Source organism: Rhizobacter sp. P2_G4 (assembly GCF_056403575.1).
In genome coordinates this window covers 1-20,715 of sequence record NZ_JBFUFG010000001.1, presented here as the reverse complement: position 1 = coordinate 20,715, position 20,715 = coordinate 1, and the positions used below count along the sequence as shown (strand labels likewise).

The following is a 20,715-nucleotide window of genomic DNA, read 5'->3' as shown; positions in this document are numbered from 1 at the left end:
GAGCACGCCCAGCCGTCATGACGCTGGCCTTACCAATCAGTGCTCGATGCTGCGACCGTGCTGAATGACACCGTTGTGGCGTGATTTCTTCGCACGAGGCTCGCCCCGCCAGTTCACGTGCCCGAAGTCGTCAAGCCGGTTGCCCTTCGCAGCCGCCGCGCGGAAACTTGAGCCGCCGCGCCGGGTCCAACTCGGGCCGCTGAGATCGATCAATCCAATCGCACGTTCAATCACGCCACAAAGCCGAAAGGAGCCACGATGTCCCCAGACGAAACCGAAATCCGCCGTCTCGTGTCGACTTGGATGAGCGCCTCCAAGGCCGGAGACGTCACCACGATCCTGAGCCTGATGACCGACGACGTTGTCTTTCTGGTCCCTGGCAAGGCGCCCATGCGCAAGGCCGACTTCGAGGCCGGCGCGAAAGCGCAAGCCGCCCATACTGCGCCCAAGTTCGACGGCTCCAGCGAGATCCAGGAAGTGCAGGTGAATGGCGACATGGCATTCGCCTGGGCGAAGCTGAAGGTCGTCGGCACACCGCCGGACGGCTCGGCCCCCAGCACGCGCACCGGGCACGCACTCACAGTGTTCAAGAAGGTGGACGGCAAGTGGCTGTTGGCGCGCGACGCCAATCTGCTGGGGCCACCGGAGCAAGCGGGCCGGTGACGACCGAGACGGCCCTCACTCAGGCACAGTCCAGCTCAGCGCTTTTACCGGCACCATTCGACATGCACACCATCCGAAAGTACCAAGCGGCCGACTGGTCATCCGTCTGGCCCATCCTGCAGCGCACCTTCCAGGCCGGCGACACGTATTCGTTCGACCCTGCGAGCACGGAGGCCGACATCCACAAGGCGTGGATCGAGCTGCCTGCGGCCACTTTCGTGGCCTGTTCGGATGCAGGCGCCGTTCTCGGCACCTACTTCATCAAGCCCAACCAGCCCGGCCTGGGTGCCCATGTGTGCAACTGCGGCTACGTCGTGGCGCCTGAAGCGCAGGGGCAGGGCATTGCTTCTGCCTTGTGCGAACACTCGCAGGCCCAGGCGCTTGCCATGGGCTTCCGGTCCATGCAGTTCAATCTCGTGGTCTCGACCAACGAGCGCGCGGTGCGCTTGTGGGAGAAGCTCGGCTTCTCGGTCGTCGGCCGGCTGCCCGGAGCGTTTCGCCACCAGCGCCTGGGGTTCGTCGATGCGCTGGTGATGTTCAAGCAGCTGGCGGCCTGATCGCTCCTTCGGGCGAAAACGAAGCGTTCAGAGATACACCGTCCGCCCGCCGGTCGCCGCGCGGAAAGCTGAGGCCATCGGCGTTTGCCGTGGCCGGACGAAGTCGCGCGGCGTGAGCCCGGTCATCTGGCGGATCGAGCGTGACATGTGGGCCTGGTCGGAGAAGCCCACATCGGCTGCGATGTCGGCGAGTGACGCGCCCGAGCGTGCGCGGCGCGACACCCACTGCACCCGCGCCACCTGCGCCAGGTGCCGTGGCGAGGTGCCGAGGTAATGCGAGAAATCGCGCTCCAGCTGGCGGCGCGACACATGTTCGGCGTCGGCGAGAGACTCCACCTCGGTGCCGGGCTCGGCGCACAGCCGCATGGCGGCACGGCCGGCGCGCAGTGCCGCGGTGGATTGCTCGCGCCGCTCGAAGGCGCGGTCGTCGAACCACTTCGCGAGCGTGTGCAGCTTGCCTTCAAGCCCCGACGCGAGGGCGAGGGCCGATTCGAGCTGGCGCGTGATGCGCTGGTCGAGCAGCTCGGCCACGCGCGCACGAATGCGCGGCACGCCGTCGAGCGGCTGGCTCTCCAGCAGGCGCACCGCGCCCAGCGGCGTGAGCATGGCAAAGAGCGACACGCAATCACCCGCGCCGATGAAGCTGCCCCGCCAGCGGCGGATGCCGGTGACGCGGGTGTTGTGTCCGTGCTCGCCCTTGGCCTCGATGCAGTCGGCCGAGCGGCCGAACTGCACGCTGAGCATCACCGAGTCGTGCGGCGCGATGGCAAAGGGAATGCGCCCGCTCACCTCGACCTCCACCGCCATCAAGGTCGTGACCAGGCCTTTCAGCGAATCGCTGACTGGCATGTGGTGGATGCGAAAGCCGTCGCGCGGCGCTTCGTTGGCAATCGAGGTGTTCATCGTTCAACTCCAGACACGGAACCGTCGTGCGCGCGATTGTTGAGAATCCAGACCGGCTGCGCATGAGACCTGTGTCCCGATCGATGCCGCCCATGCCAGTGAACCCGGGACAAGAGTCCCAGATCCCGGCGCTCAGCGCTCAGCGCGCTCCAGGATCACCAGGCGCACGGGCGGCCGCCCCTTGAAGAACGAGATCACGCGGGCGAGGCGGCCGAACAGGTGGTTGCGCCGCACATGCCATGGCGCCCGCCGCGGCTCGATGCGCTCGAACCCCCACTGCCGGTAGCGCGCCGCATGCTCGCCGTTCGTGATCATGTGTACCGGGCCGCGCTGGTCGGCCAGCAAGGTGTCGATCAGCCTGGCGGCAATGCCCTGCCCACGCACCTGCGGCAAGACGACGAGCGAGCCCAGTTCACGCGAGCCGTCGGCATGGCGGCGCAGCTGTACCGCGCCCACGAGCACGCTGTCATCCACCGCCACGATGAAGTTGTGCCAACGCAGGTCGGTCGGGTTGAGCCGCTCGCTCAGCACCAGGCGGCGAATGGCCTCCTGCTCCCAGGCCCGCGCCGGCCGCACCGTGATGCGACACAACGCGAAGCGCGAGGCCGCGGGCCGTGGCGGCTCGAAGGCATGAGCCAGGTTATGGCGCTTCATGCACCACCCCCGCGCCGAGCCGCAGGCACACGTTGAGCGCGAACACCGCCACGCCCACTGCCACCATCGAGGCCCCCACGGCCACCGGCATGAAGGCGAACACGCCCGTGACGGTGCCCCACGCAAAGCCTCCCATGAAGGAGACGAGCCCCAGCGTGTGAAACCAGTAGTGCACCTGCGGCCACCAACCCTGCTGCAGCTGTGGGTGCACGCCATAGATCAGGCCGCACAGGCCCAGCGCCACCCAGCCGAGCAGGTTCACGTGCGCGTGCACATGCGTGAAGCGGAAGTCCTTGGTGATGCCCATGTAGATGCCGAGGAACACGCCGATGACGAAGAACACCGCGGCGGTGCGAATGAATCGGTTCGAGACCATGCTCAGGCTCCTGAGAAGTCCATGCACTGGTAGGTTGGCGAGGTCGACACCAGCACCGACTGCTGCGCAAACCGGTGCTGGTAGTCGACGGCCACCGAGCGCACGCGCGCCCGGGTGCGCGGGTCGTCGCTGTGCACCACTTCGATCACGCGCGTGGCTTCCTTGCGCACCGAGCCGTCGGCGGCGCGCCATTGGCCTTGCGCGTCGAGCACGGTGAAGCCGTCGGGGAAGCGGGGCGTCACCGTCTCGGCGACGAACTGCTCCCACTGGCCTTCGGTCAAGGCGCCTGCCGGCGTGTCGCGGCCGAGGTACAGGCGCGTGACGCTGCCGAAGGCGCAGCCCTTGGCAGCGGGCAGCGGCCCGCAGGCCACGATCATGGCGGACAGCAGGGACGCTGCAGCGATTCTGTAGAAATTGAACATGGCAAATCACCTCACGAATAAGAAGGCAGATCGTGCCGAGCGGGTGGGCAGCGGTCTTGAAGAATTGCGACAAGCGTTTCATGCATCCACGAACGGCCTGCTCCGCAGCGCAGTCTTCATCCCATGTGGCCCATCGCAAGCTGCGAAGAGACGGCCCCGGAGGAAATGAAGGAGCGTGATGCTGCTCGCGAGCGAAGTCGTTGTCGATTCACGATGTGCGCAGAGCCCTGTGCAGCCAGGCACAACCGCGCTTTTTTTCGGCTGCATTGACGCGTAGAGTGCGGCCGTGGCCGACGACACCGATCTCAATTGGGACGACCTGCGCTACTTCCTGCTCGCCGCGCGGGCCGGGACGCTGGCGGGCGCTGCGCGCTCGTCGGGCGTGCAGCACACGACCATCGGGCGCCGCCTGTCGGCGCTCGAGCGCTCCTTCGGTGCTCCGCTGCTGCTGCGCAGTCCCGACGGGCTGTCGCTCACGCCGCTGGGTGAACAACTGCTGCCGCTGGTGGCCGACGTGGAGCGCCATGTGCTCGCCGTGCGCGAGCGCGCAGCAGCGCAACGAGGGCGCGTGCGCGTGGCCTTGCCGTCTGGCTTCATCGGCCTCTTTGCCGACGAACTGGTGCAGCTGCGTGCCGCTCATCCCGAGGTGATTCTGGAGACGGTGAGCGGCGGCCAGCTGCTGGACCTGCAACGCGGTGAAGCCGAGCTGGCCGTTCGCCTCGGTCCCATTGACGACGAATCACTGGTGGCGCGCTCGCTCGGTGAGGTGGGCTGGTCGCTGTACGCCTCGCCGCGTTACCTGAAGGACCACTCGGCGCCCGCGCAACCCGAAGCGCTGCACGGCCACAAGGTGATTGCCTACGGTGCCGACCTGGCCTCCATGCCGGCAGCACAGTGGCTGGAGCGCCATGCCACCGATGCGGTGCTGGTGCTGCGCACCAACGAGATGGCCACGATGCTGGAGGCCGCGAAGTCCGGTGCCGGCATGGCCGTGCTCCCCTGCATGCTTGCAGACGATGACCCGGCGCTGGTGCGGCTCACACCGAAGGTGTTGGCCAGCAGGGCGCTCTCGCTGGTCTACCGGCGCGAGGTCCGGCTGAACGAGTCGGTGCGCGTGGTCGTGAACTTCCTGGCGGAGGTGATGCGCGGCCACGCGGTCCGCCTGGCCGGCGTGCGCGAAGACCGCGGGTCAGCGCCGGGCTGAGCTCGCACTTGCGACAAGCGCCGGTCGAAGCTGCGTGTCGCCACCCAACTTCGACTCAGTTTCGCTGCTCCGCTCGCAGCTTGTTGCGGAGCATGAAACGCCACGACAACAAACGCGACACGACGCCGCGTGGCGAATCGCCGGTGATCTGGCAGAGTGCGTTCTGTCGCCATGAGCGAGCCGAGTTAGCACCGATGAGGAGGCCCTGCCCGGCTTTGCGCACCGATCTGGCCCCCGAAGCCAGCCGCGTTGCGGTGCGTCGGCTCATGGCAATCAAGGTCGCAAAAAGAACGCACCGCTTTGAGCGGTAAGCATCAGCACGGAAGTTGCATTGCACCGGCCAGGGAGTTGGTTTGCAAGCACGCCACGCAGATATCAGGTTATGAGCGCGTAGTGATCGTGCGGCAATAAAACCACCGAGGGATAAACAATGAGCCGCATCGGCTTTCTGGACGGGCATCGCGGGCTCGCGATCATGCTCGTGCTCCTGTACCACGCCTTCACCCGGTGGGCGGCCGTCGTTCCGTACGGTGGCCAGTTCGCGAACTTTCCGTTCTTCAAATACGGCTGGCTGGGCGTCAACCTGTTCTTCCTGATCTCAGGCTTCGTCATCTTGATGACGCTCGAGAGCTGCAGCAGCGCCAAGACCTTTTTGGCCCGCCGCTGGTTGCGGCTCTTTCCGGCGATGTTGATCTGCTCTCTCATCATCTATGGAACGTCAGGGTTCTTCCCGGAGCGGCCGGCCGGCGAGCCCACACCGCTGAGCCTGCTGCCCGGCCTCACCTTCATCGAGCCGGCCTGGTGGTCCGCGCTCACCGGCTACCGCGTGCTCCCGCTCGAAGACGCGTTCTGGTCGCTGTTCGTCGAGTTCAAGTTCTATGTGTTCGCCGCCGTCGTTTACTACTGGCGAGGCAGGAACGTGCTGTTCGTCGCGCTGCTGTCGGCCTTTGCGCTCAACCTGCTCTCGGCCGCGGCACGAAGCCAGGGGAGCGGCCTGGTCTCCGTCGCAGTGAACGACCTGTCCAACGCCCTGTCGTTCGACAACTTCGGGTGGTTTGCATCGGGGGCCGCGTTCTACGTCTTCCACAAGACGAGAGAGCGCCGGTGGTTGTGGTTCGGGCTGGGCGTCGCCCTCGTGAGCCCCTTGGGCTTCCACCAGCAGACGGTGCCTCGCTTCCTCGCGGCAGCCGCCATGTCGCTGCTGTTCGCCGCAACGCTGGTCTACCCGTCGCTGCGTATTCCGTTGAACGCCCGGCTGTTCCAGTTCCTCGGCTTGGTCAGCTACCCGCTCTACCTGATGCACGAGAACCTGATGATCGCGATGGTCATCAAGGCAGGGAGCGAGGCGGCTTTCATTCCCGGCTGGGCCCTGCCTTTCATGGCCATCGCGGGGCTCGTGGTCCTGGCCTACCTGATCGTCCGCCATGCTGAACCGCGTGTCCGCGCGGTTCTTTCGCAAGCATTCACGCGTCGCGTCGCTGCCGCGCAGGCTTGACCACCCGGGGCGGAGGTCAAGCCCGCCATCCGTTACGGCTGGCCGACTTCGAAGGTCCCCACCGTGACCATCTGCGACTGACCCGCCAGCCGCAGCGTGGCCATCTCGTCCTTCTGGTCGGCGCGGCCGAAGCCGGTGGTCAGCCGCATCATCAGCGTGGTGGCCGGCGCCACCACCTGCTGGCGGTGGCCATAGAACTGCGCCTGCACGGTGTACTTGCCCGGCTTGGCGACACGCAGTGCGAACTCTTCGGGGCCGTAGCCACCCGTCACGTCGCGCGAGACGCGGCCGCCCTGGTGGCTCAGGCGGTGGCCGTAGAAGGCTTTCTCGCCGTTGGGGTCGATGACCCAGAGGTCGATGTCGGTGTTGTCGGCGTCCCAGGCGAGTGTGATGCGCAGGTCGAGCGGCAGGTTGCGCAGCAGACGCTTGTCGAAGGTGTCGGTCTTCAGCGGCTGGCCGCTGCGGGCTGCGCGGGCGATCACGGCGTTCATCTCGGCCAGTGCCGTCATGTCGATGTCGGGGAAGCGGCCGTCCCAAGGGCGCGAGACCACTTGCCAGAGTTGCTCGGCACTGTCTTGCCATTGGTTGGCTTCGGCCAGCGCGAGGCCGAGGTCGCGGTACGACTGCGGCTCGTTGGGGCTCAGACGCTGCACCGTCTTGAAGACGGGGATGGCGAGCGCCGGCTGCCCAGCCTGCATCAGGCGGTAGCCGAGCACGCGCAGGATGTGGCGGTTCTCGAGGTCCATCTCAGCCAGGTTGGAGAGCACGCGCAACGCGAGTTCCGGCCGGCCCTTGGCGAACAGCACGTCGGCCGAATCGAGGAAGAAGGCGGTGCTGCTGGTGAAGTCGGGGCGCTCATCTAGGTAGCGCTGGTACACGGCTTCAGGGGCGGCCTCCCGCAGGCGTTTGGCGTACGGCGCATCGGGTGCCCATGGCGTGAGCGTGATGGTGGCCGGCGCTGGGCCGGTAGCGCCGTTCGCGCTGTTTGATTTTTGGAGGGTGATGTCGCTCTTCGCATCGCGCGCGTCAGCCGAGCGCTCGGCCCGTACCGGCGCCATGGCGCGTGCCGCGGGGGCCGGCGGTGGCGAGGCCATCTCCTGCAACACGCCGGCGGCGATACCGCCGGTCTGGCGCTTCTGCTCCTCGGACACGGCGCGCCAGTCGTCCTTGGGGAAGCTCTTGTCCCACCACGCCTGCTGCTCGGCAAAGCGGGCGACGACCTGGTCGATGTGACTGGCACGCCCGAGCTTCATGCGCTGGCCCTGCTGCGCGAGCTGGCGTTCGTACTCGGCGCGCAGCGCAGTGGGCGGCTCGATCTCGAAGCGCACGTAGTCGGCCACCGCGTCGAGCACGATCAGCGAGGTCTCGCGCGTCACCAGGCCGAAGGCCTTGCCGAGGCGACGGATCTCGCCACGCTTGTCGTCGTAGTCGGCTTCCAGCTCGGCCACGCGCAGGCTGGCCCAGCGCTGGGCCACCTGTGTGGCGCCTTCCTGCGTCGCATTGCTTCGCGGCGCGACCTTGACGGCTTGCCGCTCGACCTGCCCGTTCGGCAGCTCGAACTCCAGCACCAACTCGGCCTGTGGCTCGCTCAGCACACCGGCAATGGCGATGTGGCCGTTGCTGGCATAGGGTGACGAGGCGACGAGGTGGCGTGCGCCGTTGCTGCCCATGCGGAGCAAGCGCGCCTTGCGGGTCTGCAAGGCCTTGGTGGCTTCGGCCGTGGGTGTGCTGACGAGTTCGAGCCACTCGCCGCCGCTGCGCTCGGCGAGCTGGCGCAGGCGCGTGGCATCGACGCTGGCTGACGCGCTCACGGCATAGAGCGGCACGGGACTCGGGGCGAGCGTGTTCGTCGTGCCCCAGTTGGAAAGGCCGTCGGTGAAGAGCAGCGCGAGGTCGTTACCTTCGGGGGCGATGAGCGCGGGCAGATTACTGGCGCCGTCGTAGGCCAGCCCGTCGAGCACGCGGCGCAGCTCGTCCCAGCGGCCGTCCTTGATGCTGAAGCGTTGCGCCGGCTCGGCCACGTCGCGCCCCACGCGCAGCGTGACCTCCACGTTGCGCAGGGCGCCGAAGTAGGCGCCGAGCAGGGCGAACTCGCGGCCGTGGTCGCGGCGCGCGCCGGAGCCCGAGGCGTCCCACAGCAGCGCGATGCGGCGCGGTGCAGTGCGTGCGGCCACGCGCTGGGTGACTGGCAATTCGGCGTAGAAGTAGGTTTGGTCGCCGGCGGTCTGCGTAGCGACCAGCGTGTCGCTGCGCTGGGGCAAGGCGATGCTCAGGCCCGCCGCACCGGCGTAGTCGAGCTGGTGCAGCGAGAGCTCAGCCCAGCCGTTGTTCGCCTGGCTGCGCGTGATGGCCTGCGGCGGCAGGCCGGGCGCGCTCGCGGTGAGGGCGGCGGGCGACACATCGGCCACGCGCACCTCCACGTCGAGCCGCGGCACCGTGTCGGCGAACTTGAGTGGCAACTCGAGGCGCCCGCCTAACCCGAGCGTCTGTGACAGGTGCAGCACCACGCGGCGTGTGCCTTGCGGCGGCAGCGGGTAGACGCGCAGCTTGTAGTTGTTGCCCTCGGTCACCTCGAGCAAGGCGGGGTCGACGCGTGCGCGGATCACGTCTTCGAACACCTGCTGGCCTTTGGCTTTTTCCACCGGCACGGCGGGGCGCAGCTCGCCGTTGATGTCGAGCGCGAAGCCGGTGACGAGCTGGCCTTCACGCAGCGGGAACTGCAGCTCGCCTTCGAGCACGCGGTCGTTGGGGTTGCGAAAGACCAGTTCGACGCGCGTGCTCACCGCATGGCCGACGACCTCGGCACGCAGGTCGACCGATTCGAGCCGCACCGGCACGCGTGCATCGCGCACGAGCAGGCGAGGGATCGGCTCGGCAATGCGGCGCTGGCTCGTCTGGGCAGGGGTGCCGATGCTTGCGCTCAGCAGGGTGATGGCGGCCAGCACGCCGGGCAACAGGGTTCGCATGGTGGTGTGAAAAGTGTGGGACACACACCTTCCACGGCCGAACCCGCCGAACGGGGTGAAAGTATTTTCGGAGGGTGAACTCAGGCCGGCTGAGTGGGCACTCGCCTGGGGAACATGGCCCGGAAGTTCGTGCCGTCTTCGGCCGTGGAGGTGGCCAGGATCTCGCCGCGGTGTGCCCGCACGATCTCGCGCACGATGAAAAGGCCGAGGCCCACGCTGCGCTTCGCGTCGGCCGAGCTGCCGTTGCCACGCACCATCGGCTCGAACAGCGTGCGCAGCGAGGCGGCCGGGATCGGCTCGCCATGGTTGTGCACGCTCAGCACGAACATGCGGGCCTCGATCTGCGAGGTGACGGTGATGGGCTCGGCCGGGTCGCCGTAAGCCACGGCGTTGCCGACCAGGTTGCCGATCAGCTGCGACAGGCGATCGGCGTCGGCCAGGCTCATGCCTTCGCCGCGCCTCTCGTGCCGCAGCAACCGGGTCGGGAAGGCGTCGCGCAGCTCGGTGAGGTTGTCCGCGACCAGCAGGTGCAGGTCGACCGGCTGCGGGTCAATGGCCAGCCCGCTGCCGATGCGCGCGACGGTGAAGTCGAGCAGGTCGGCGATCAGCCGGTTGGCGCGGCTGGTTGAGTTGGTGATGCGGCTCAGCACTTTGTACTGCTCGGCCGACAAGTCGCCGCGGGCCAGCAGGTGGGCGCTGGTCTGAATGGCGGCGAGCGGGTTGCGCAGGTCGTGGCTGACGATGCCGATCATCTGCTCGGCGAGCAGGGCGCGGTCTTCGGCGGTGGCGCGCAGGTGGGCAGCATCGGTCACGTCCTGCAGTGCGCCGACGAAGGTGAGCAGGCGGCCATCGGGCCCGAAGAAGCCCTGGCCCGAGGAGCTGATCACACGCTCCACACCATCGAACCCCTGCAGCCGGTAGCTGCACTGGTACATCGTGCCCGGCATGCTCACGGCGAGCCTGAAGGCTTCGGCTTCGTCCTCGCGGTCGTCCGCATGGATGCGGCCGACGAACTGTTCGTGGTCGACGCGCTGACCCGAAGGCAGGCCCAGCAGGCGCGTCACGCTGTCTTCGTACTGGCGCTTGCGGGTGGACGCGTCCACGGCCCACACATAAAGCTGTGCCAGGTCGAGCGCGAGCCTGAGGCGCGCCTGCGCGACGGTGAGCGCGTCCTGCGCCTCCTGCTCGTTGGCGAGCAGGGCCTCGGCGTTCTTGCGTGCGCGCAGGATCTCGCTCTCGTAGCGGTGGCGGTCTTCGGCGACGAACACGGCCAGCTCATGGAACACCGAGTCGCCATGCTGGCGGCGCACCGCGTTCAGCATCATCGGAATGCTGTGGCCGTCGGCATGCACCACGTCGAGCTTGACCTCGGCCACCGAGCCTTGAATTTGCAGCAGCGGCGCCCAGTGCGTCTGGTGAAAGATGCGCCCGCCCATGCTCAGCAGGTTCTGCAGGCGCTGCAGGCCCACGAGTTCGGCACGCTCAAACCCGAGCCAGCGGCAGAAGGTGTTGTTGACCTTGAGAATCAGGCCGTTCTCGCTGGTCACCAGCAGGCCGCAGGCGGCGTCATCCCACAGCAGCTCGGCCGAGGGGGGCAGGTTGTCTTGAGCGGCGCACACCTTAGGTATCGAAGCCTCTGACGAATTCGCTGATGGCCTCGGCGCACGCGTGCGGCGCGCTGAGGTGGGGGCAATGCCCGATGTTCTGGACGATGCGCAAGCTGCTCTGCGGCCACTGTGCGTGCAGGTACTCACCGACCGAGCATGGCGCGATGAAGTCGTCGCTGCATTGCAGGATCAACGTGGGCGCGGTGTGCCGCAACACATCGGCGCGGTGGTCGGAGGTGAAGGTCACGCGGGCGAAGTGCCTGGCGATCTCGGGGTCGGTGCGGCAGAAGCTGTTGGTCAGCTCCGCGCCCAGCTCGGGTTGGTCGGGTGCGCCCATGATGGCGGGCGCCATGTTGCTGGCCCAGCCGAGGTAGTTGCCGTCGAGCGTGGTGAGCAGGTCTTCGATGTCGGCCCGCACGAAGCCGCCGGCGTAGTCGCCATCGTTGATGTAGCAAGGCGACGGGCCGATCATCACCTGGCCCTTGAACAGGCCCGGCGCGCTGATGCCGGCGAGCATGCCGATCATCGCGCTCACCGAGTGGCCGACAAAGATGGCCGGGCCGGCAGCGGTGGCTTCGATGATTTCGATCACGTCGTCTGCATGGCCTTGCAGGCTGCTGTATTTGTGGCGGTCGTACGCGCGGAGCTCGGAGCCGCCGCTACCGACCAAGTCGAACAGCACGACCTTGAAACGCTCGGCGAACGCTGGTGCCAACAGGCGCCACATGGTCTGGTCGCAGCCGAAGCCATGTGCGAACACCAGCGTGCTGGAACCGCTTCCGATCACCTGTACGTTGTTGCGCTCCAGTGCGCCCATCGTTGATTCCCTTCAAGCCGAAGACCGTCAGGGAACTGAGCGGGTGCAACGCGTGAGGCGCGATTCTTCCACAGGGTTCGGCGTTGCGAACCCCGTGAAGATGCGTCATTCAACTCAGATTCGTGGCTCTTGCATCTGCTTGCGGCGGTACTCGCCTTGGCGCTCGAACATCCATCCCGGATATTCCGATGGCAGCTTGCTCACAGCATCGAGTTTGTCGATCTCATCGACGTTGAGCGTGACCTTGGTGGCGGCCAGGTTGTCGGCGAGTTGTTCGGGCCGCTTGGCGCCGATGATCACGCTCGTGACCTGCGGTTGGTGCAGCAACCAAGCAAGAGCTATCTGGGCCACCGATACGTCGCGTTCCAGGGCCATGGGCCGCATCGCTTCGACGCAATCGTAGGCGCGATCCTTGTCCACCGGCGGGAAGTCGAACGCGATGCGGCGGCTGCCTTCTTCGCCTTGCTGGTTGCGGGTGTACTTGCCGCTGAGCAGGCCACCGGCAAGCGGGCTCCACACCATCAGGCCGACGCCTTCGCTCTTCAGCATCGGCACGATCTCGCGTTCGAGGTCGCGGCCGGCCACGGTGTAGTAGGCCTGCAGCGACTCGAAGCGCGCGAGGCCGAGCCGCTCTGAGATGCCCAGTGCCTTGGCGATCTGCCAGGCCGCCCAGTTGGACACGCCGATGTAGCGCACATGGCCATGGCGCACCAGCTGGTCGAGCGCGCGCAAGGTCTCGTCGATCGGCGTGGCGGGGTCGAAGCCATGCACCTGGTAGAGGTCGATGTGGTCGAGCTGCAAGCGTGTGAGGCTGGCCTTCACGCCGTCGATGATGTGGCTGCGCGACAGGCCGCGCGTGTTGGGGCCGTTGCCCGTTTCGCCGAAGACCTTGGTCGCGACGACCACCTTGTCGCGCGGTATCTTGAGGTTCTTCAGCGCCTGGCCGGTGATCTGCTCGGAGAGGCCGCCGGCATAGACGTCGGCGGTGTCGATGAAGTTGATGCCGGCGTCGATGGCCTGGCCGACGAGGCGCTCGGCATCGCTTTGCTGCAGCTTGCCGATCTTGCCCCACAGGCTGGCGTCATCGCCGCCGAAGGTCATGGTGCCGAGGCACAGCTCGGACACGAAGAGGCCGGTGCGGCCGAGGGAATGGTTGCGCATGGTGATGGGCTCCGTCCGCTGAATGGGGAACCCGGGCCGCTGGGTCCGGGCGAGCGGCCCAGCATATGCGCAGGCTGTAAGCCTGGGGCGCGTCGCGGTTATCTGCTTGCCGCTGCCCGCTGCGCCGAAGGGCAAGCGCTCGTCATGCGTCTGGCCGCCACGTCCAGGGTCGGCGCATTCGACGCCGCCGCGTCGTCCCGCTTGGCAAAGACTGCCGGCGCATGCATTGCCTGGTGGCGGCGCTGGGCGCGGACCAGCATGCTGGCAAAGCTGAGGGGAGAAGGGCGGGTGTTCATGAGGAAGCTCCTGGCGGATGTTGGTTCGTCGTGGCTGTCTCGTTTGTTTTTATGGGGTGTCGGTTCATTTCTTGGCGGGGCGTGTGTCGACCGGCAGGCACAGCAGGGCTGTCAACAAGGCCAGGCCCACGTGCAGCGCGTAAAGCGGCACGAAGTCGGCGCGCTGCACGCCGGCGTGGCCGAGCAGCAGCACCGTGATCGCAACGCCCATCACCGAGCCGATCTGGCGGGTGGCCTGGTTGACCGCGCTGCCCACGGCGTACTGCTCGGCCGGCAACTTGTTCACCGCCGCGGCGGAGAGCGAGGGCAGCACCATGCCGACCCCCAGGCCGCTGAGGATCACGCCCGGCAACCACTGGTGCAGGTAGTCAGGCGAAAGGCCGGGCACCAGCAGGAACCAGGTGCCACTGGCGGCATAGATCAGCGCGCCGCCGACCAGGAACGGCCGGTGGCCGATGCGCGCCGCGATGCGGCCGGTGATGATGGCCGTCGCCACCACCAGCAGGGGCCCGGGCGTGATGGCCAGGCCGGCGCGCGGCAGGCTGTAGTGCCACACCTCGGTCATGTAGAAGAAGAAGCCGAAGAACATCATCGCGAAGGCGATACCGAAGCTCAGCGTGGCCAGGTTCACGAAGGTGTAGGTGCGGTGCTTGAAGAGGCTCAGGTCGACCAGCGGCTCGGCGGCCTTGCGCGCCCACACGATGAAGGCGACGAGCGCGATGACGCCGGTGGCCGCCGCGACGAGCAGCTCGCTGCGCGACCAGGTCGGCGCGTCCAGCTGCACGATGCTCAGCGCGAGCGCGCCCACGCCGACGATGACCATCGCCATGCCGACCATGTCGAGCCGGCGCGCAACGCCCGGGCGGCGCACTTCCTGCAGCAGCGAGGCGCCGCGCCAGATGGACAGTGCGCCGAGCGGCAGGTTGATGAAGAAGGCCCAGGGCCAGCCGACCGAGTCGACCACGAAGGAACCCAGGCTCGGGCCGATGGCCGCAGCCAGGCCGCCCACCGCGCCCCACAGACTCACCGCTACGGCACGCTTGCTCTGCGGGAACGCCGCCAGCACGATGGCGAGCGAGGCCGGTGTGAGCAGCGCTGCGCCCACAGCCTGCAGCGCGCGCGCCGCGATCAGCCAGCCCACCGTGCCGGCCAGCCCGCACGCCGCCGACGCCGCGAGGAAGAGCGTCACGCCGATCATGAAGATCTTCTTGCGGCCGTGTGTGTCGGCCAATCCGCCGGCCGGGATCAGCATCGCGGCATAGACCACCGTGTAGGCGTTGAGCACCCACGACATGTCGGCCGCGCTGGCCTGCGGGAACCCGGCGCGCAAGGCACCGAAGGCCGCGTACAGCATCGTGGTGTCGAGCGACACCAGGAACACCGCCACACTCGCCACCCAGAAGATGGGCCAGGGCGACGCCGGTGCCGCCGTGAGGGTGGCCGCGTTGGCTGCAGTGGCGGTCGCGTTGATGGAGGCTGCAGCCGGGGCTGCGGCAACCGCCGCCGGGGTGGGGTGGGGCTTCATGGTGGGCTCGCTCTGTGGGTGACGCTCAGCGCTGTTTCAGATAAATATGATGTTCGTCATATTTTTGGCAGAAAACGAAAACGGGTGCGGTGTGCTCCGCGCCTAGGCTTGGGTGTCGTATTGGTCGAGCAGCGCCGTGCGTGCGGATTTCAGCAGCGCGCGTGCCTGCTTCTCATCGCCGAGTGCACGCGCCAGCTGCAGGGCGCCCACCATCGTGCTGGTGATCACACCGGCGGCATCGGGCTTGACGCTGGGTGGCAGCGATTGGCGAACGCGGTTGATCAGCGCCTGCACGCGTTCGGCCGAAGCCTCGCGCACCTCGGGCGCCTGGCGCGGGATTTCGGAGACCAGCGCCGAGACCACGCAGCCGGTTTCGGCCGAGGTGAGGTGCGTCTCGGACAGGTAGCCTTCAACCAGCGCACGCAAGGCGCTCGTGTCCTTGCTGCGGTTCTGTGCACGGCGCTCGACCAGGGCCGCGCTGTCACGCCCGGCCCGGGCCACGGCCTCGGCCAGCAAGGCGTCGCGTGATTCGAAGTGGGCGTAGAAGCCGCCATGCGTGAGGCCGGCCTCGCGCATGATGTCGGCGACGCCGGTGCCGGCATACCCGCTGCGGCGAATGGCGCGCGAGGCGGCTTCGACGATGCGGTCATGCGAGATCTCTCGGCGGCTGAGCGGTTTGTCCACAGAATGGCCTGCGATTCAAAATATGACGGTCATCATAATTCGTGTTTCGGTGCTTTGCAAGTTGGCCGATTAACGGGACAAGAAGGCGGTGGGCACCAGGCGCAGCACCTGTGGCGGCGAAGCCAGCCGGCGTTGCAGTTGCGGGAACGCCTGCTTCAACCATGCCGTCGACTGCGCCGGCGTGGCCTGGAAGCGCGTGTGCGCTGTGCCATCGTCGAATCGCGTCCAGGTGACGATCACGTTCTCGCCTTCGCGCACTGGCAGGCGCGGAAAGGTGTTGGGGCCGGGCTCGGTGACCAGGGTCGCGAGGCAGTCGCCCCCGGCATCACGCCATAGCGGCATGACGGTCTCGTCGAACAGGGCCAGCAGTTCGTTATCTGCTGCTTCCGCCAGCTGCCACGTGGTGATGACGTGCAGGCCGGTTCGCGGCGTGATGGCACCCGGTCGTGCGGGCTTCAGCAGCAGCACGTTGTCGGAGTCGATCATCGTGGCGTTGGCTGCGTCGCGGTGGCGCTTCCACACCGGGCCGCCGTAGAAGTCGCCGAGCGCCTGCGCGCGCTGCTGCATGTCGGTAAAGCCGCGCAGCCAGACGAAGCGGTCGGCGTCGTCGAGATCGCGGAACTGGCCGAGCAGCGTCATGCCGGCGTCCTGCTGCGGCGTGATCAATTCGCGCTCGAAGAGCTCGATCAGCGCCTCGCGCTGGCCGGGGTGGAGTGTGTATTGGCGGAGTTCGATGATGGCAGGCAGGTGAGGCATGGCGATCCTTTCGTTGGAGGTGGGTCTCGGCCAGAGGTGAATGACGCCATGCTGCGCCCCATTCCATGCCAACGCATGTCATGTATGGCGTGACAATCCGTCTCATGCAAGCGAGCCGATTGCTTTCCCTCCTGATGCTGTTGCAGACCCGCGGGCGCATGAGCGCGCAGCAACTGAGCGCCGAGCTCGAGGTGTCGGTGCGCACCATCCACCGCGACATCGATTCACTCAGCGCCTCCGGCGTGCCGGTGTGGGCCGAGCGCGGTCGCCAGGGCGGCTTCGTGTTGCAGGAAGGCTGGCGCACCAAGCTCACCGGCCTCACCGCCACCGAGGCGCAGGCGGTGTTTCTCGGCGGGCTGCCGGGCCCGGCACGCGAGTTGGGGCTGGGCGAGGCGATGGCATCGGCGCAACTGAAGCTGCTGGCCGCCTTGCCCCCCGGCTGGCAGGAAGACGCGCGCCGCGTCAGCGCGCGCTTTCACCTCGACCCGATCGACTGGTACCGCGGCAGCTCGCCGGTGAACCATTTGCCCTCTGTCGCGCAAGCGGTGTGGCATGAAGAGCGGCTGCGGCTGCAATACGAAAGCTGGGAACGCACCTCCGAGCGCGAGGTCGAGCCGCTCGGCCTCGTGCTGAAGGCCGGCATCTGGTACGTGGCGGCGCGCACCGCCGTGCCCAACGGCAAGGTGCGCACCTATCGGCTGAGCAGCATCCTCTCCTTGACGGCCACCGGCGAGCACTTCACGCGGCCGAAAGACTTCGACCTCGCGTCGTACTGGACGGCCTCGACCCAGCGCTTCGAGGCCGAGCTGTACCAGGACGAAGCCGTGCTGCGCGTCACGCGCCAGGGCCTCAAGACCTTGAACAACTTCAGCCCGGCCGTGGCTGAAGCTGCAGGCCGCACGCAGGCGGCGGATTCACAGGCCGGCTGGCTGCAGGTCACGATTCCGATCGAATCGGTGAGCCACGCGGCGGCGCAATTGTTGAGACTGGGTGCGCAGGCCGAGGTGCTGAAACCAGCGGCCTTGCGCCGCGAACTGCGCAACACGTTGCGCGACTGGACCGCGCTTTATGCCGATTAGCGCCGGCTAGCTCAGCGCCGCTTGCCGCCGCCCTTTTCGCCGGAGACCTTGAGCAGCAGCTCCAGCAGCAGCAGGCGTTCGGCGGGCGAGAGCACGCGCAGGGTTTCGTCTTCCATCGTGGCGGCGATCCTCTGTGCGCGCTTGACGAGCTGGCTGCCACTCGGGGTGAGCACCACGATCTGCGCACGCCGGTCTTCGGTGCTGCGCACCCGCTCGACCCAGCCGCGCTCGACCATGCGGTCCAGCGTGACGGCCAGGTTCGGCGGCGACACGTCGAGTGCCTTGCCGAGCTGCTTCTGGTTGACCTGGTCGTTCGAGGCGACCAGCGTCAGGATCGCGAACTCCACCGCCTTCAGCTGCAGCGGGCCGATGTGCTTGCTGAACGACTTCTTCAACTCGACCGACGCGCGCGTGGCCGCGTAGCCGACCAGGTGCGTGAGGCCCGACTGGTCGAGCGGCGCGGAATGCGCCCGGGTCTCGGTGATGTCGTCGTCGAGTTGCGAGTCGTTCATGCAGGCAAGGTCGTGAGATGCGGCAATGGATTCTGCCCTGCGTGAATGCGCGCGACGCACAGGCTGGCTTCAGGCAACACGAGGTCGAAGTAATAGCGCGCCGTCTCGCGCTTGGCTGCGTGGAAAGCCGAATCGGTTTGCGCCGCCACGGCGTCTGCACGCGCCCAGCCTTGAGCTAGCAGCACCAAGCCGGCCAGGCGCAGGTAGTCGTCTGCCACGCGGTAGGGCAGCTCGCTGTCGGCGGCCGACTGCTGAACCAGCTGCTGCGTGAGTTGCTGCCACTCGGTCAGCCAGCCTTTCGCCCGCGTGGCCAGTTCGCTCGCAGGCAACTCCGCATCGAGGCGGCAGATCAAGGCGCCGAGCTTGGCGCCCCCATCGGGCAGCACCTTGCGCACCAGCAGGTCGATGGCCTGGATCTCATTCGTACCTTCGTAGATCAGCGAGATGCGGCTGTCGCGCACGCACTGCTCGGCGCCGAAATCGTGCATGTAGCCATGGCCGCCGAACACCTGCTGCGCCGCGACGGCGGCGGCAAACCCGTTGTCCGTGAGAAAGGCCTTGATCACCGGCGTGAGCAGCGAGACCTCGTCGTGCGCGGTGGCGCGCACCGCGGCGTCGGGGTGCTGCTCGGCCACGTCGAGCCAGTGCGAGGTTTCGTACGCCAGCACGCGCCCACCTTCGAGCAGCGCGCGCTGCCGCAGCAGCTTGTGGCGCATGGCCGGGTGCAACGCGATCGGGTCAGCCGCTTCGCTTGCGCGATCGGCAGGCCGTTGCGGTGCACGCATCTGCGTGCGGTCGAGCGCATAACGCAAGGCGTTCTGGTACGCGCTCTCCGAGTGGCCCACGCCCTGCAGGCCCACGTGCAGGCGCGCCGCATTCATCATCGAGAACATGGCCGCCAGGCCGCGGTTCGGCTCGCCCACCAGCCAGCCGGTGGCGCCGTCGAAGCTCATCACGCAGGTGGCGCTGCCTTTGATGCCCATCTTCTTTTCGAGACCATCACAGCGCAGCGTATTGCGCTCGCCGCTTGGCAAAAATTTTGGCACGAGAAAGAGCGAGATGCCCTTGGTGCCGGCCGGCGCGTCGACGATGCGCGCCAGCACCATGTGCACGATGTTGTCGCTGAGGTCGTGCTCACCGCCGGAGATGAAGATCTTGGTACCGCGGATGCGAGAGCTGCCATCGGGCTGCGGTTCGGCACGCGTCTTCAACAGGCCGAGGTCGGTGCCGGCATGGGCTTCGGTCAGGCACATGGTGGACAGCCATTCGCCACTGACGATCTTGCTCAGGTACCCGTTCTTCAGCTCGGGCGTGGCATGCGCCCTCAGGCATTCGTAGGCGCCGTGCAGCAGGCCCGGGTACATGTTCCAGGCGTGGTTGGCCGAGTTCAGCATCTCGTGCAGCACGGCGTTGATGGCGTGCGGCAGGCCTTGACCGCCCACGGTCGGGTCGCAGGCCAGTGCGGGCCAGCCGGCGGCCACGAAGGCCTGGTAGGCCTCGCGGTAACCGCGTGGCGTCTTGACCTCGCCGTCGCGCAGCGTGCAGCCTTCGAGGTCTCCGACGGCGTTCAACGGAGCCACCACGTCTGCGGCGAACTTGCCGGCTTCTTCGATCACCTGTCGTGCGGTGTCCACATCGAGCTCGGCATGCGCCGGCAGCGTGGCCCAGTGCGCAGGCAGGTTCAGCAGCTCCTCGGTGACGAAGCGGATGTCGCGCAGCGGAGGGGCGTAGTGCCACATGTCAGGCTTCCTGTTTCTTGCGCGCGGCGCCCAGGTAGGTGTCGATCACGCGTGGATCCTTCGCCAACTCGGCGGCCGGGCCTTCGAGCGCGATCTCGCCCATCTCCAGCACGTAGCCATGGTCGGCCACTTCGAGCGCGGCGCGTGCGTTCTGCTCGACCAGAAGGATGGTCACGCCGGTGGCGCGCAGGCCGGTGATGGTCCTGAAGATCTCCTTGACGATCAGCGGCGCGAGGCCGAGGCTGGGCTCGTCGAGCATCAGCAACTGCGGCTTGCTCATCAGCGCGCGGCCGACGGCCAGCATCTGGCGTTCGCCGCCCGAGAGCGTGCCGGCGAGCTGCTTGCGGCGCTCTTTCAGTCGGGGGAAGAGCGTGAACACCTCTTCCATCGCTTGCTGGCTGTCTCGCTTGCCCAGGCGGAACTGGCGGTAGGCGCCCAGCAGCAGGTTGTCTTCGACCGGCATGCTGCCGAACAGGGCACGTGTTTCGGGGACGAGGGCGATGCCCTGCATCACGCGGTCTTCGAGTTCCTGTTGCTCGATGGGGTGGCCGTTGTAGTGGATCTGGCCTTTCGACGGGAGTACGCCCATCAAGGCATTGAGCAGCGTGGATTTGCCGGCACCGTTGGGGCCGATGACGGTGACGACGCTGCCCTTCTTGGCTTCGAGGTTGAGGCCGTGGAGGACTTCGGCTCGGCCGTAGCCGGCGTGGAGGTTCTCTACTTTGAGCAATGGGGCTGTCATGGTTTGGTACCCGTTGAGGTTGGGCTTGTCGAAACCCATGCCGGCATCCCACTGGCCGTTCGGGCTGAGGTATCGAAGCCTTGCTCGTTTTGTCGTAGATGTTGTTCACTGCGTGAGGCCGAGTCGGGATGTCGTCCCGACAGCCGACTCACTTTCTTTCGCTTCCCCGAAAGAAAGTAAGCAAAGAAAGGGGGACCCGACGGTGGCGGTCCGGCTACGCCGGACTGCTCTGCGGTGCTCGGTCTTTGGGGCCTCGCGCCAAACTCGCTTTGTTCACTTCGTTCACGCCGCTCAGACAAACGTCGCGAAGTCAGTTGTTGATGCGCGCTGACGCGCGCGGCCCCAAAACCCTGCGCTCCTCGACGCCACCCACGGGGCCCAAGAGCAATGCGGTCGTTGCTTCGCAACATCCCTCCACCTCGCTTCGCATCGGGCGCGAGCGAAGCGATGCGTCCTCGTGCGATGCGCAGCGAGCCGAATCTGGTGTTCGTCTCCCCCTTCGGACGAGCTGAGCAGCACAGGGCTTTGCGGCGCGCGCGCAAGCGCGCATCCACAAC

Annotated in this window: 20 protein-coding genes; 5 read left to right on the top strand and 15 right to left on the bottom strand. The window is 67.2% G+C overall.

Annotation, left to right across the window (positions count from 1 at the left end; genetic code table 11):
* Positions 1–258: 258 nt before the first annotated feature.
* Entirely contained in the window at positions 259–663 is a 405-nt protein-coding gene (locus AC1DYS_RS00100; RefSeq protein WP_477894848.1) for a YybH family protein, read from the top strand.
* A gap of 62 nt (positions 664–725) precedes the next feature.
* Positions 726–1,220 carry a GNAT family N-acetyltransferase gene (locus tag AC1DYS_RS00095; RefSeq protein ID WP_477894846.1) on the top strand — a complete coding sequence of 165 codons (495 nt, stop codon included), beginning with the start codon at positions 726–728 and terminating at the stop codon, positions 1,218–1,220.
* A 27-nt stretch (positions 1,221–1,247) separates the two neighbouring features.
* Here AC1DYS_RS00095 and AC1DYS_RS00090 read toward each other — a convergent pair whose 3' ends face one another.
* The 4 genes from AC1DYS_RS00090 to AC1DYS_RS00075 all read right to left on the bottom strand — a co-directional run bounded on the left by AC1DYS_RS00090 (position 1,248) and on the right by AC1DYS_RS00075 (position 3,575).
* Positions 1,248–2,123 (bottom strand): AraC family transcriptional regulator, encoded by an 876-nt coding sequence (locus AC1DYS_RS00090; RefSeq protein WP_477894844.1) that lies wholly within the window; start codon positions 2,121–2,123, stop codon positions 1,248–1,250.
* Positions 2,124–2,255: 132 nt separating this feature from the next.
* Positions 2,256–2,777: a GNAT family N-acetyltransferase gene (locus AC1DYS_RS00085; RefSeq protein WP_477894842.1), complete on the bottom strand. Its 522-nt coding sequence runs from the start codon at positions 2,775–2,777 to the stop codon at positions 2,256–2,258.
* On the bottom strand, positions 2,764–3,153 hold the full coding sequence (locus AC1DYS_RS00080; RefSeq protein WP_477894840.1) for a hypothetical protein: 390 nt from the start codon (positions 3,151–3,153) through the stop codon (positions 2,764–2,766). Before AC1DYS_RS00080 ends, AC1DYS_RS00085 begins: the two co-directional genes overlap by 14 nt.
* Positions 3,154–3,155: 2 nt before the next feature.
* Complete coding sequence (locus tag AC1DYS_RS00075; RefSeq protein ID WP_477894838.1) at positions 3,156–3,575, bottom strand: DUF3574 domain-containing protein; 420 nt, start codon at positions 3,573–3,575, stop codon at positions 3,156–3,158.
* A gap of 286 nt (positions 3,576–3,861) precedes the next feature.
* Here AC1DYS_RS00075 and AC1DYS_RS00070 point away from each other — a divergent pair, with 286 nt between their 5' ends.
* Together AC1DYS_RS00070 and AC1DYS_RS00065 are read left to right on the top strand one after the other, a co-directional pair.
* Positions 3,862–4,779, top strand: coding sequence for a LysR family transcriptional regulator (locus AC1DYS_RS00070; RefSeq protein WP_477894836.1), 918 nt, complete (start codon positions 3,862–3,864; stop codon positions 4,777–4,779).
* 430 nt (positions 4,780–5,209) lie between these two features.
* On the top strand, positions 5,210–6,274 hold the full coding sequence (locus AC1DYS_RS00065) for an acyltransferase family protein (RefSeq protein ID WP_477894834.1): 1,065 nt from the start codon (positions 5,210–5,212) through the stop codon (positions 6,272–6,274).
* A 32-nt stretch (positions 6,275–6,306) separates the two neighbouring features.
* Here AC1DYS_RS00065 and AC1DYS_RS00060 read toward each other — a convergent pair whose 3' ends face one another.
* The 8 genes from AC1DYS_RS00060 to AC1DYS_RS00025 all read right to left on the bottom strand — a co-directional run bounded on the left by AC1DYS_RS00060 (position 6,307) and on the right by AC1DYS_RS00025 (position 16,086).
* A complete protein-coding gene (locus AC1DYS_RS00060) occupies positions 6,307–9,240 on the bottom strand; it encodes a DUF2135 domain-containing protein (protein WP_477894832.1) in 2,934 nt (977 codons plus the stop codon).
* Between the two features lie 80 nt (positions 9,241–9,320).
* Positions 9,321–10,859 (bottom strand): sensor histidine kinase, encoded by a 1,539-nt coding sequence (locus AC1DYS_RS00055; protein ID WP_477894830.1) that lies wholly within the window; start codon positions 10,857–10,859, stop codon positions 9,321–9,323.
* Between the two features lies 1 nt (position 10,860).
* Positions 10,861–11,664: an alpha/beta fold hydrolase gene (locus AC1DYS_RS00050; protein WP_477894828.1), complete on the bottom strand. Its 804-nt coding sequence runs from the start codon at positions 11,662–11,664 to the stop codon at positions 10,861–10,863.
* Between the two features lie 114 nt (positions 11,665–11,778).
* Positions 11,779–12,825: an aldo/keto reductase gene (locus AC1DYS_RS00045; RefSeq protein ID WP_477894826.1), complete on the bottom strand. Its 1,047-nt coding sequence runs from the start codon at positions 12,823–12,825 to the stop codon at positions 11,779–11,781.
* Between the two features lie 98 nt (positions 12,826–12,923).
* The gene (locus AC1DYS_RS00040; protein ID WP_477894824.1) at positions 12,924–13,121 is read right to left on the bottom strand and encodes a hypothetical protein; all 198 of its coding nucleotides are present in this window, start codon (positions 13,119–13,121) and stop codon (positions 12,924–12,926) included.
* 64 nt (positions 13,122–13,185) lie between these two features.
* On the bottom strand, positions 13,186–14,646 hold the full coding sequence (locus tag AC1DYS_RS00035) for a DHA2 family efflux MFS transporter permease subunit (protein WP_477894822.1): 1,461 nt from the start codon (positions 14,644–14,646) through the stop codon (positions 13,186–13,188).
* A 102-nt stretch (positions 14,647–14,748) separates the two neighbouring features.
* Positions 14,749–15,330, bottom strand: coding sequence for a TetR/AcrR family transcriptional regulator (locus AC1DYS_RS00030; protein WP_477894820.1), 582 nt, complete (start codon positions 15,328–15,330; stop codon positions 14,749–14,751).
* A 69-nt stretch (positions 15,331–15,399) separates the two neighbouring features.
* Positions 15,400–16,086: an NIPSNAP family protein gene (locus tag AC1DYS_RS00025; protein WP_477894818.1), complete on the bottom strand. Its 687-nt coding sequence runs from the start codon at positions 16,084–16,086 to the stop codon at positions 15,400–15,402.
* 65 nt (positions 16,087–16,151) lie between these two features.
* Here AC1DYS_RS00025 and AC1DYS_RS00020 point away from each other — a divergent pair, with 65 nt between their 5' ends.
* Entirely contained in the window at positions 16,152–17,165 is a 1,014-nt protein-coding gene (locus tag AC1DYS_RS00020) for a helix-turn-helix transcriptional regulator (RefSeq protein WP_477894816.1), read from the top strand.
* A gap of 11 nt (positions 17,166–17,176) precedes the next feature.
* Here AC1DYS_RS00020 and AC1DYS_RS00015 read toward each other — a convergent pair whose 3' ends face one another.
* From AC1DYS_RS00015 to AC1DYS_RS00005, 3 genes are read right to left on the bottom strand one after another with little or no spacing between them, the layout of a single operon-like run.
* Positions 17,177–17,677 carry a MarR family winged helix-turn-helix transcriptional regulator gene (locus tag AC1DYS_RS00015; protein ID WP_477894814.1) on the bottom strand — a complete coding sequence of 167 codons (501 nt, stop codon included), beginning with the start codon at positions 17,675–17,677 and terminating at the stop codon, positions 17,177–17,179.
* The gene (locus tag AC1DYS_RS00010) at positions 17,674–19,416 is read right to left on the bottom strand and encodes an acyl-CoA dehydrogenase family protein (RefSeq protein ID WP_477894812.1); all 1,743 of its coding nucleotides are present in this window, start codon (positions 19,414–19,416) and stop codon (positions 17,674–17,676) included. Before AC1DYS_RS00010 ends, AC1DYS_RS00015 begins: the two co-directional genes overlap by 4 nt.
* A gap of 1 nt (position 19,417) precedes the next feature.
* Positions 19,418–20,158: an ABC transporter ATP-binding protein gene (locus AC1DYS_RS00005; protein WP_477894810.1), complete on the bottom strand. Its 741-nt coding sequence runs from the start codon at positions 20,156–20,158 to the stop codon at positions 19,418–19,420.
* Positions 20,159–20,715: the final 557 nt, after the last annotated feature.

Excerpts from the sequence above, each read along its gene's own strand:
- AC1DYS_RS00015 (WP_477894814.1), bottom strand. The coding sequence starts at position 17,677 with ATGAACGACTCGCAACTCGACGACGACATCACCGAGACCCGGGCGCAT.
- AC1DYS_RS00005 (WP_477894810.1), bottom strand. The coding sequence starts at position 20,158 with ATGACAGCCCCATTGCTCAAAGTAGAGAACCTCCACGCCGGCTACGGC.
- AC1DYS_RS00100 (WP_477894848.1), top strand. The coding sequence starts at position 259 with ATGTCCCCAGACGAAACCGAAATCCGCCGTCTCGTGTCGACTTGGATG.
- AC1DYS_RS00035 (WP_477894822.1), bottom strand. The coding sequence starts at position 14,646 with ATGAAGCCCCACCCCACCCCGGCGGCGGTTGCCGCAGCCCCGGCTGCA.
- AC1DYS_RS00075 (WP_477894838.1), bottom strand. The coding sequence starts at position 3,575 with ATGTTCAATTTCTACAGAATCGCTGCAGCGTCCCTGCTGTCCGCCATG.
- AC1DYS_RS00065 (WP_477894834.1), top strand. The coding sequence starts at position 5,210 with ATGAGCCGCATCGGCTTTCTGGACGGGCATCGCGGGCTCGCGATCATG.
- AC1DYS_RS00050 (WP_477894828.1), bottom strand. The coding sequence starts at position 11,664 with ATGGGCGCACTGGAGCGCAACAACGTACAGGTGATCGGAAGCGGTTCC.
- AC1DYS_RS00085 (WP_477894842.1), bottom strand. The coding sequence starts at position 2,777 with ATGAAGCGCCATAACCTGGCTCATGCCTTCGAGCCGCCACGGCCCGCG.
- AC1DYS_RS00060 (WP_477894832.1), bottom strand. The coding sequence starts at position 9,240 with ATGCGAACCCTGTTGCCCGGCGTGCTGGCCGCCATCACCCTGCTGAGC.
- AC1DYS_RS00010 (WP_477894812.1), bottom strand. The coding sequence starts at position 19,416 with ATGTGGCACTACGCCCCTCCGCTGCGCGACATCCGCTTCGTCACCGAG.
- AC1DYS_RS00090 (WP_477894844.1), bottom strand. The coding sequence starts at position 2,123 with ATGAACACCTCGATTGCCAACGAAGCGCCGCGCGACGGCTTTCGCATC.
- AC1DYS_RS00095 (WP_477894846.1), top strand. The coding sequence starts at position 726 with ATGCACACCATCCGAAAGTACCAAGCGGCCGACTGGTCATCCGTCTGG.
- AC1DYS_RS00080 (WP_477894840.1), bottom strand. The coding sequence starts at position 3,153 with ATGGTCTCGAACCGATTCATTCGCACCGCCGCGGTGTTCTTCGTCATC.
- AC1DYS_RS00040 (WP_477894824.1), bottom strand. The coding sequence starts at position 13,121 with ATGAACACCCGCCCTTCTCCCCTCAGCTTTGCCAGCATGCTGGTCCGC.
- AC1DYS_RS00025 (WP_477894818.1), bottom strand. The coding sequence starts at position 16,086 with ATGCCTCACCTGCCTGCCATCATCGAACTCCGCCAATACACACTCCAC.
- AC1DYS_RS00045 (WP_477894826.1), bottom strand. The coding sequence starts at position 12,825 with ATGCGCAACCATTCCCTCGGCCGCACCGGCCTCTTCGTGTCCGAGCTG.
- AC1DYS_RS00020 (WP_477894816.1), top strand. The coding sequence starts at position 16,152 with ATGCCAACGCATGTCATGTATGGCGTGACAATCCGTCTCATGCAAGCG.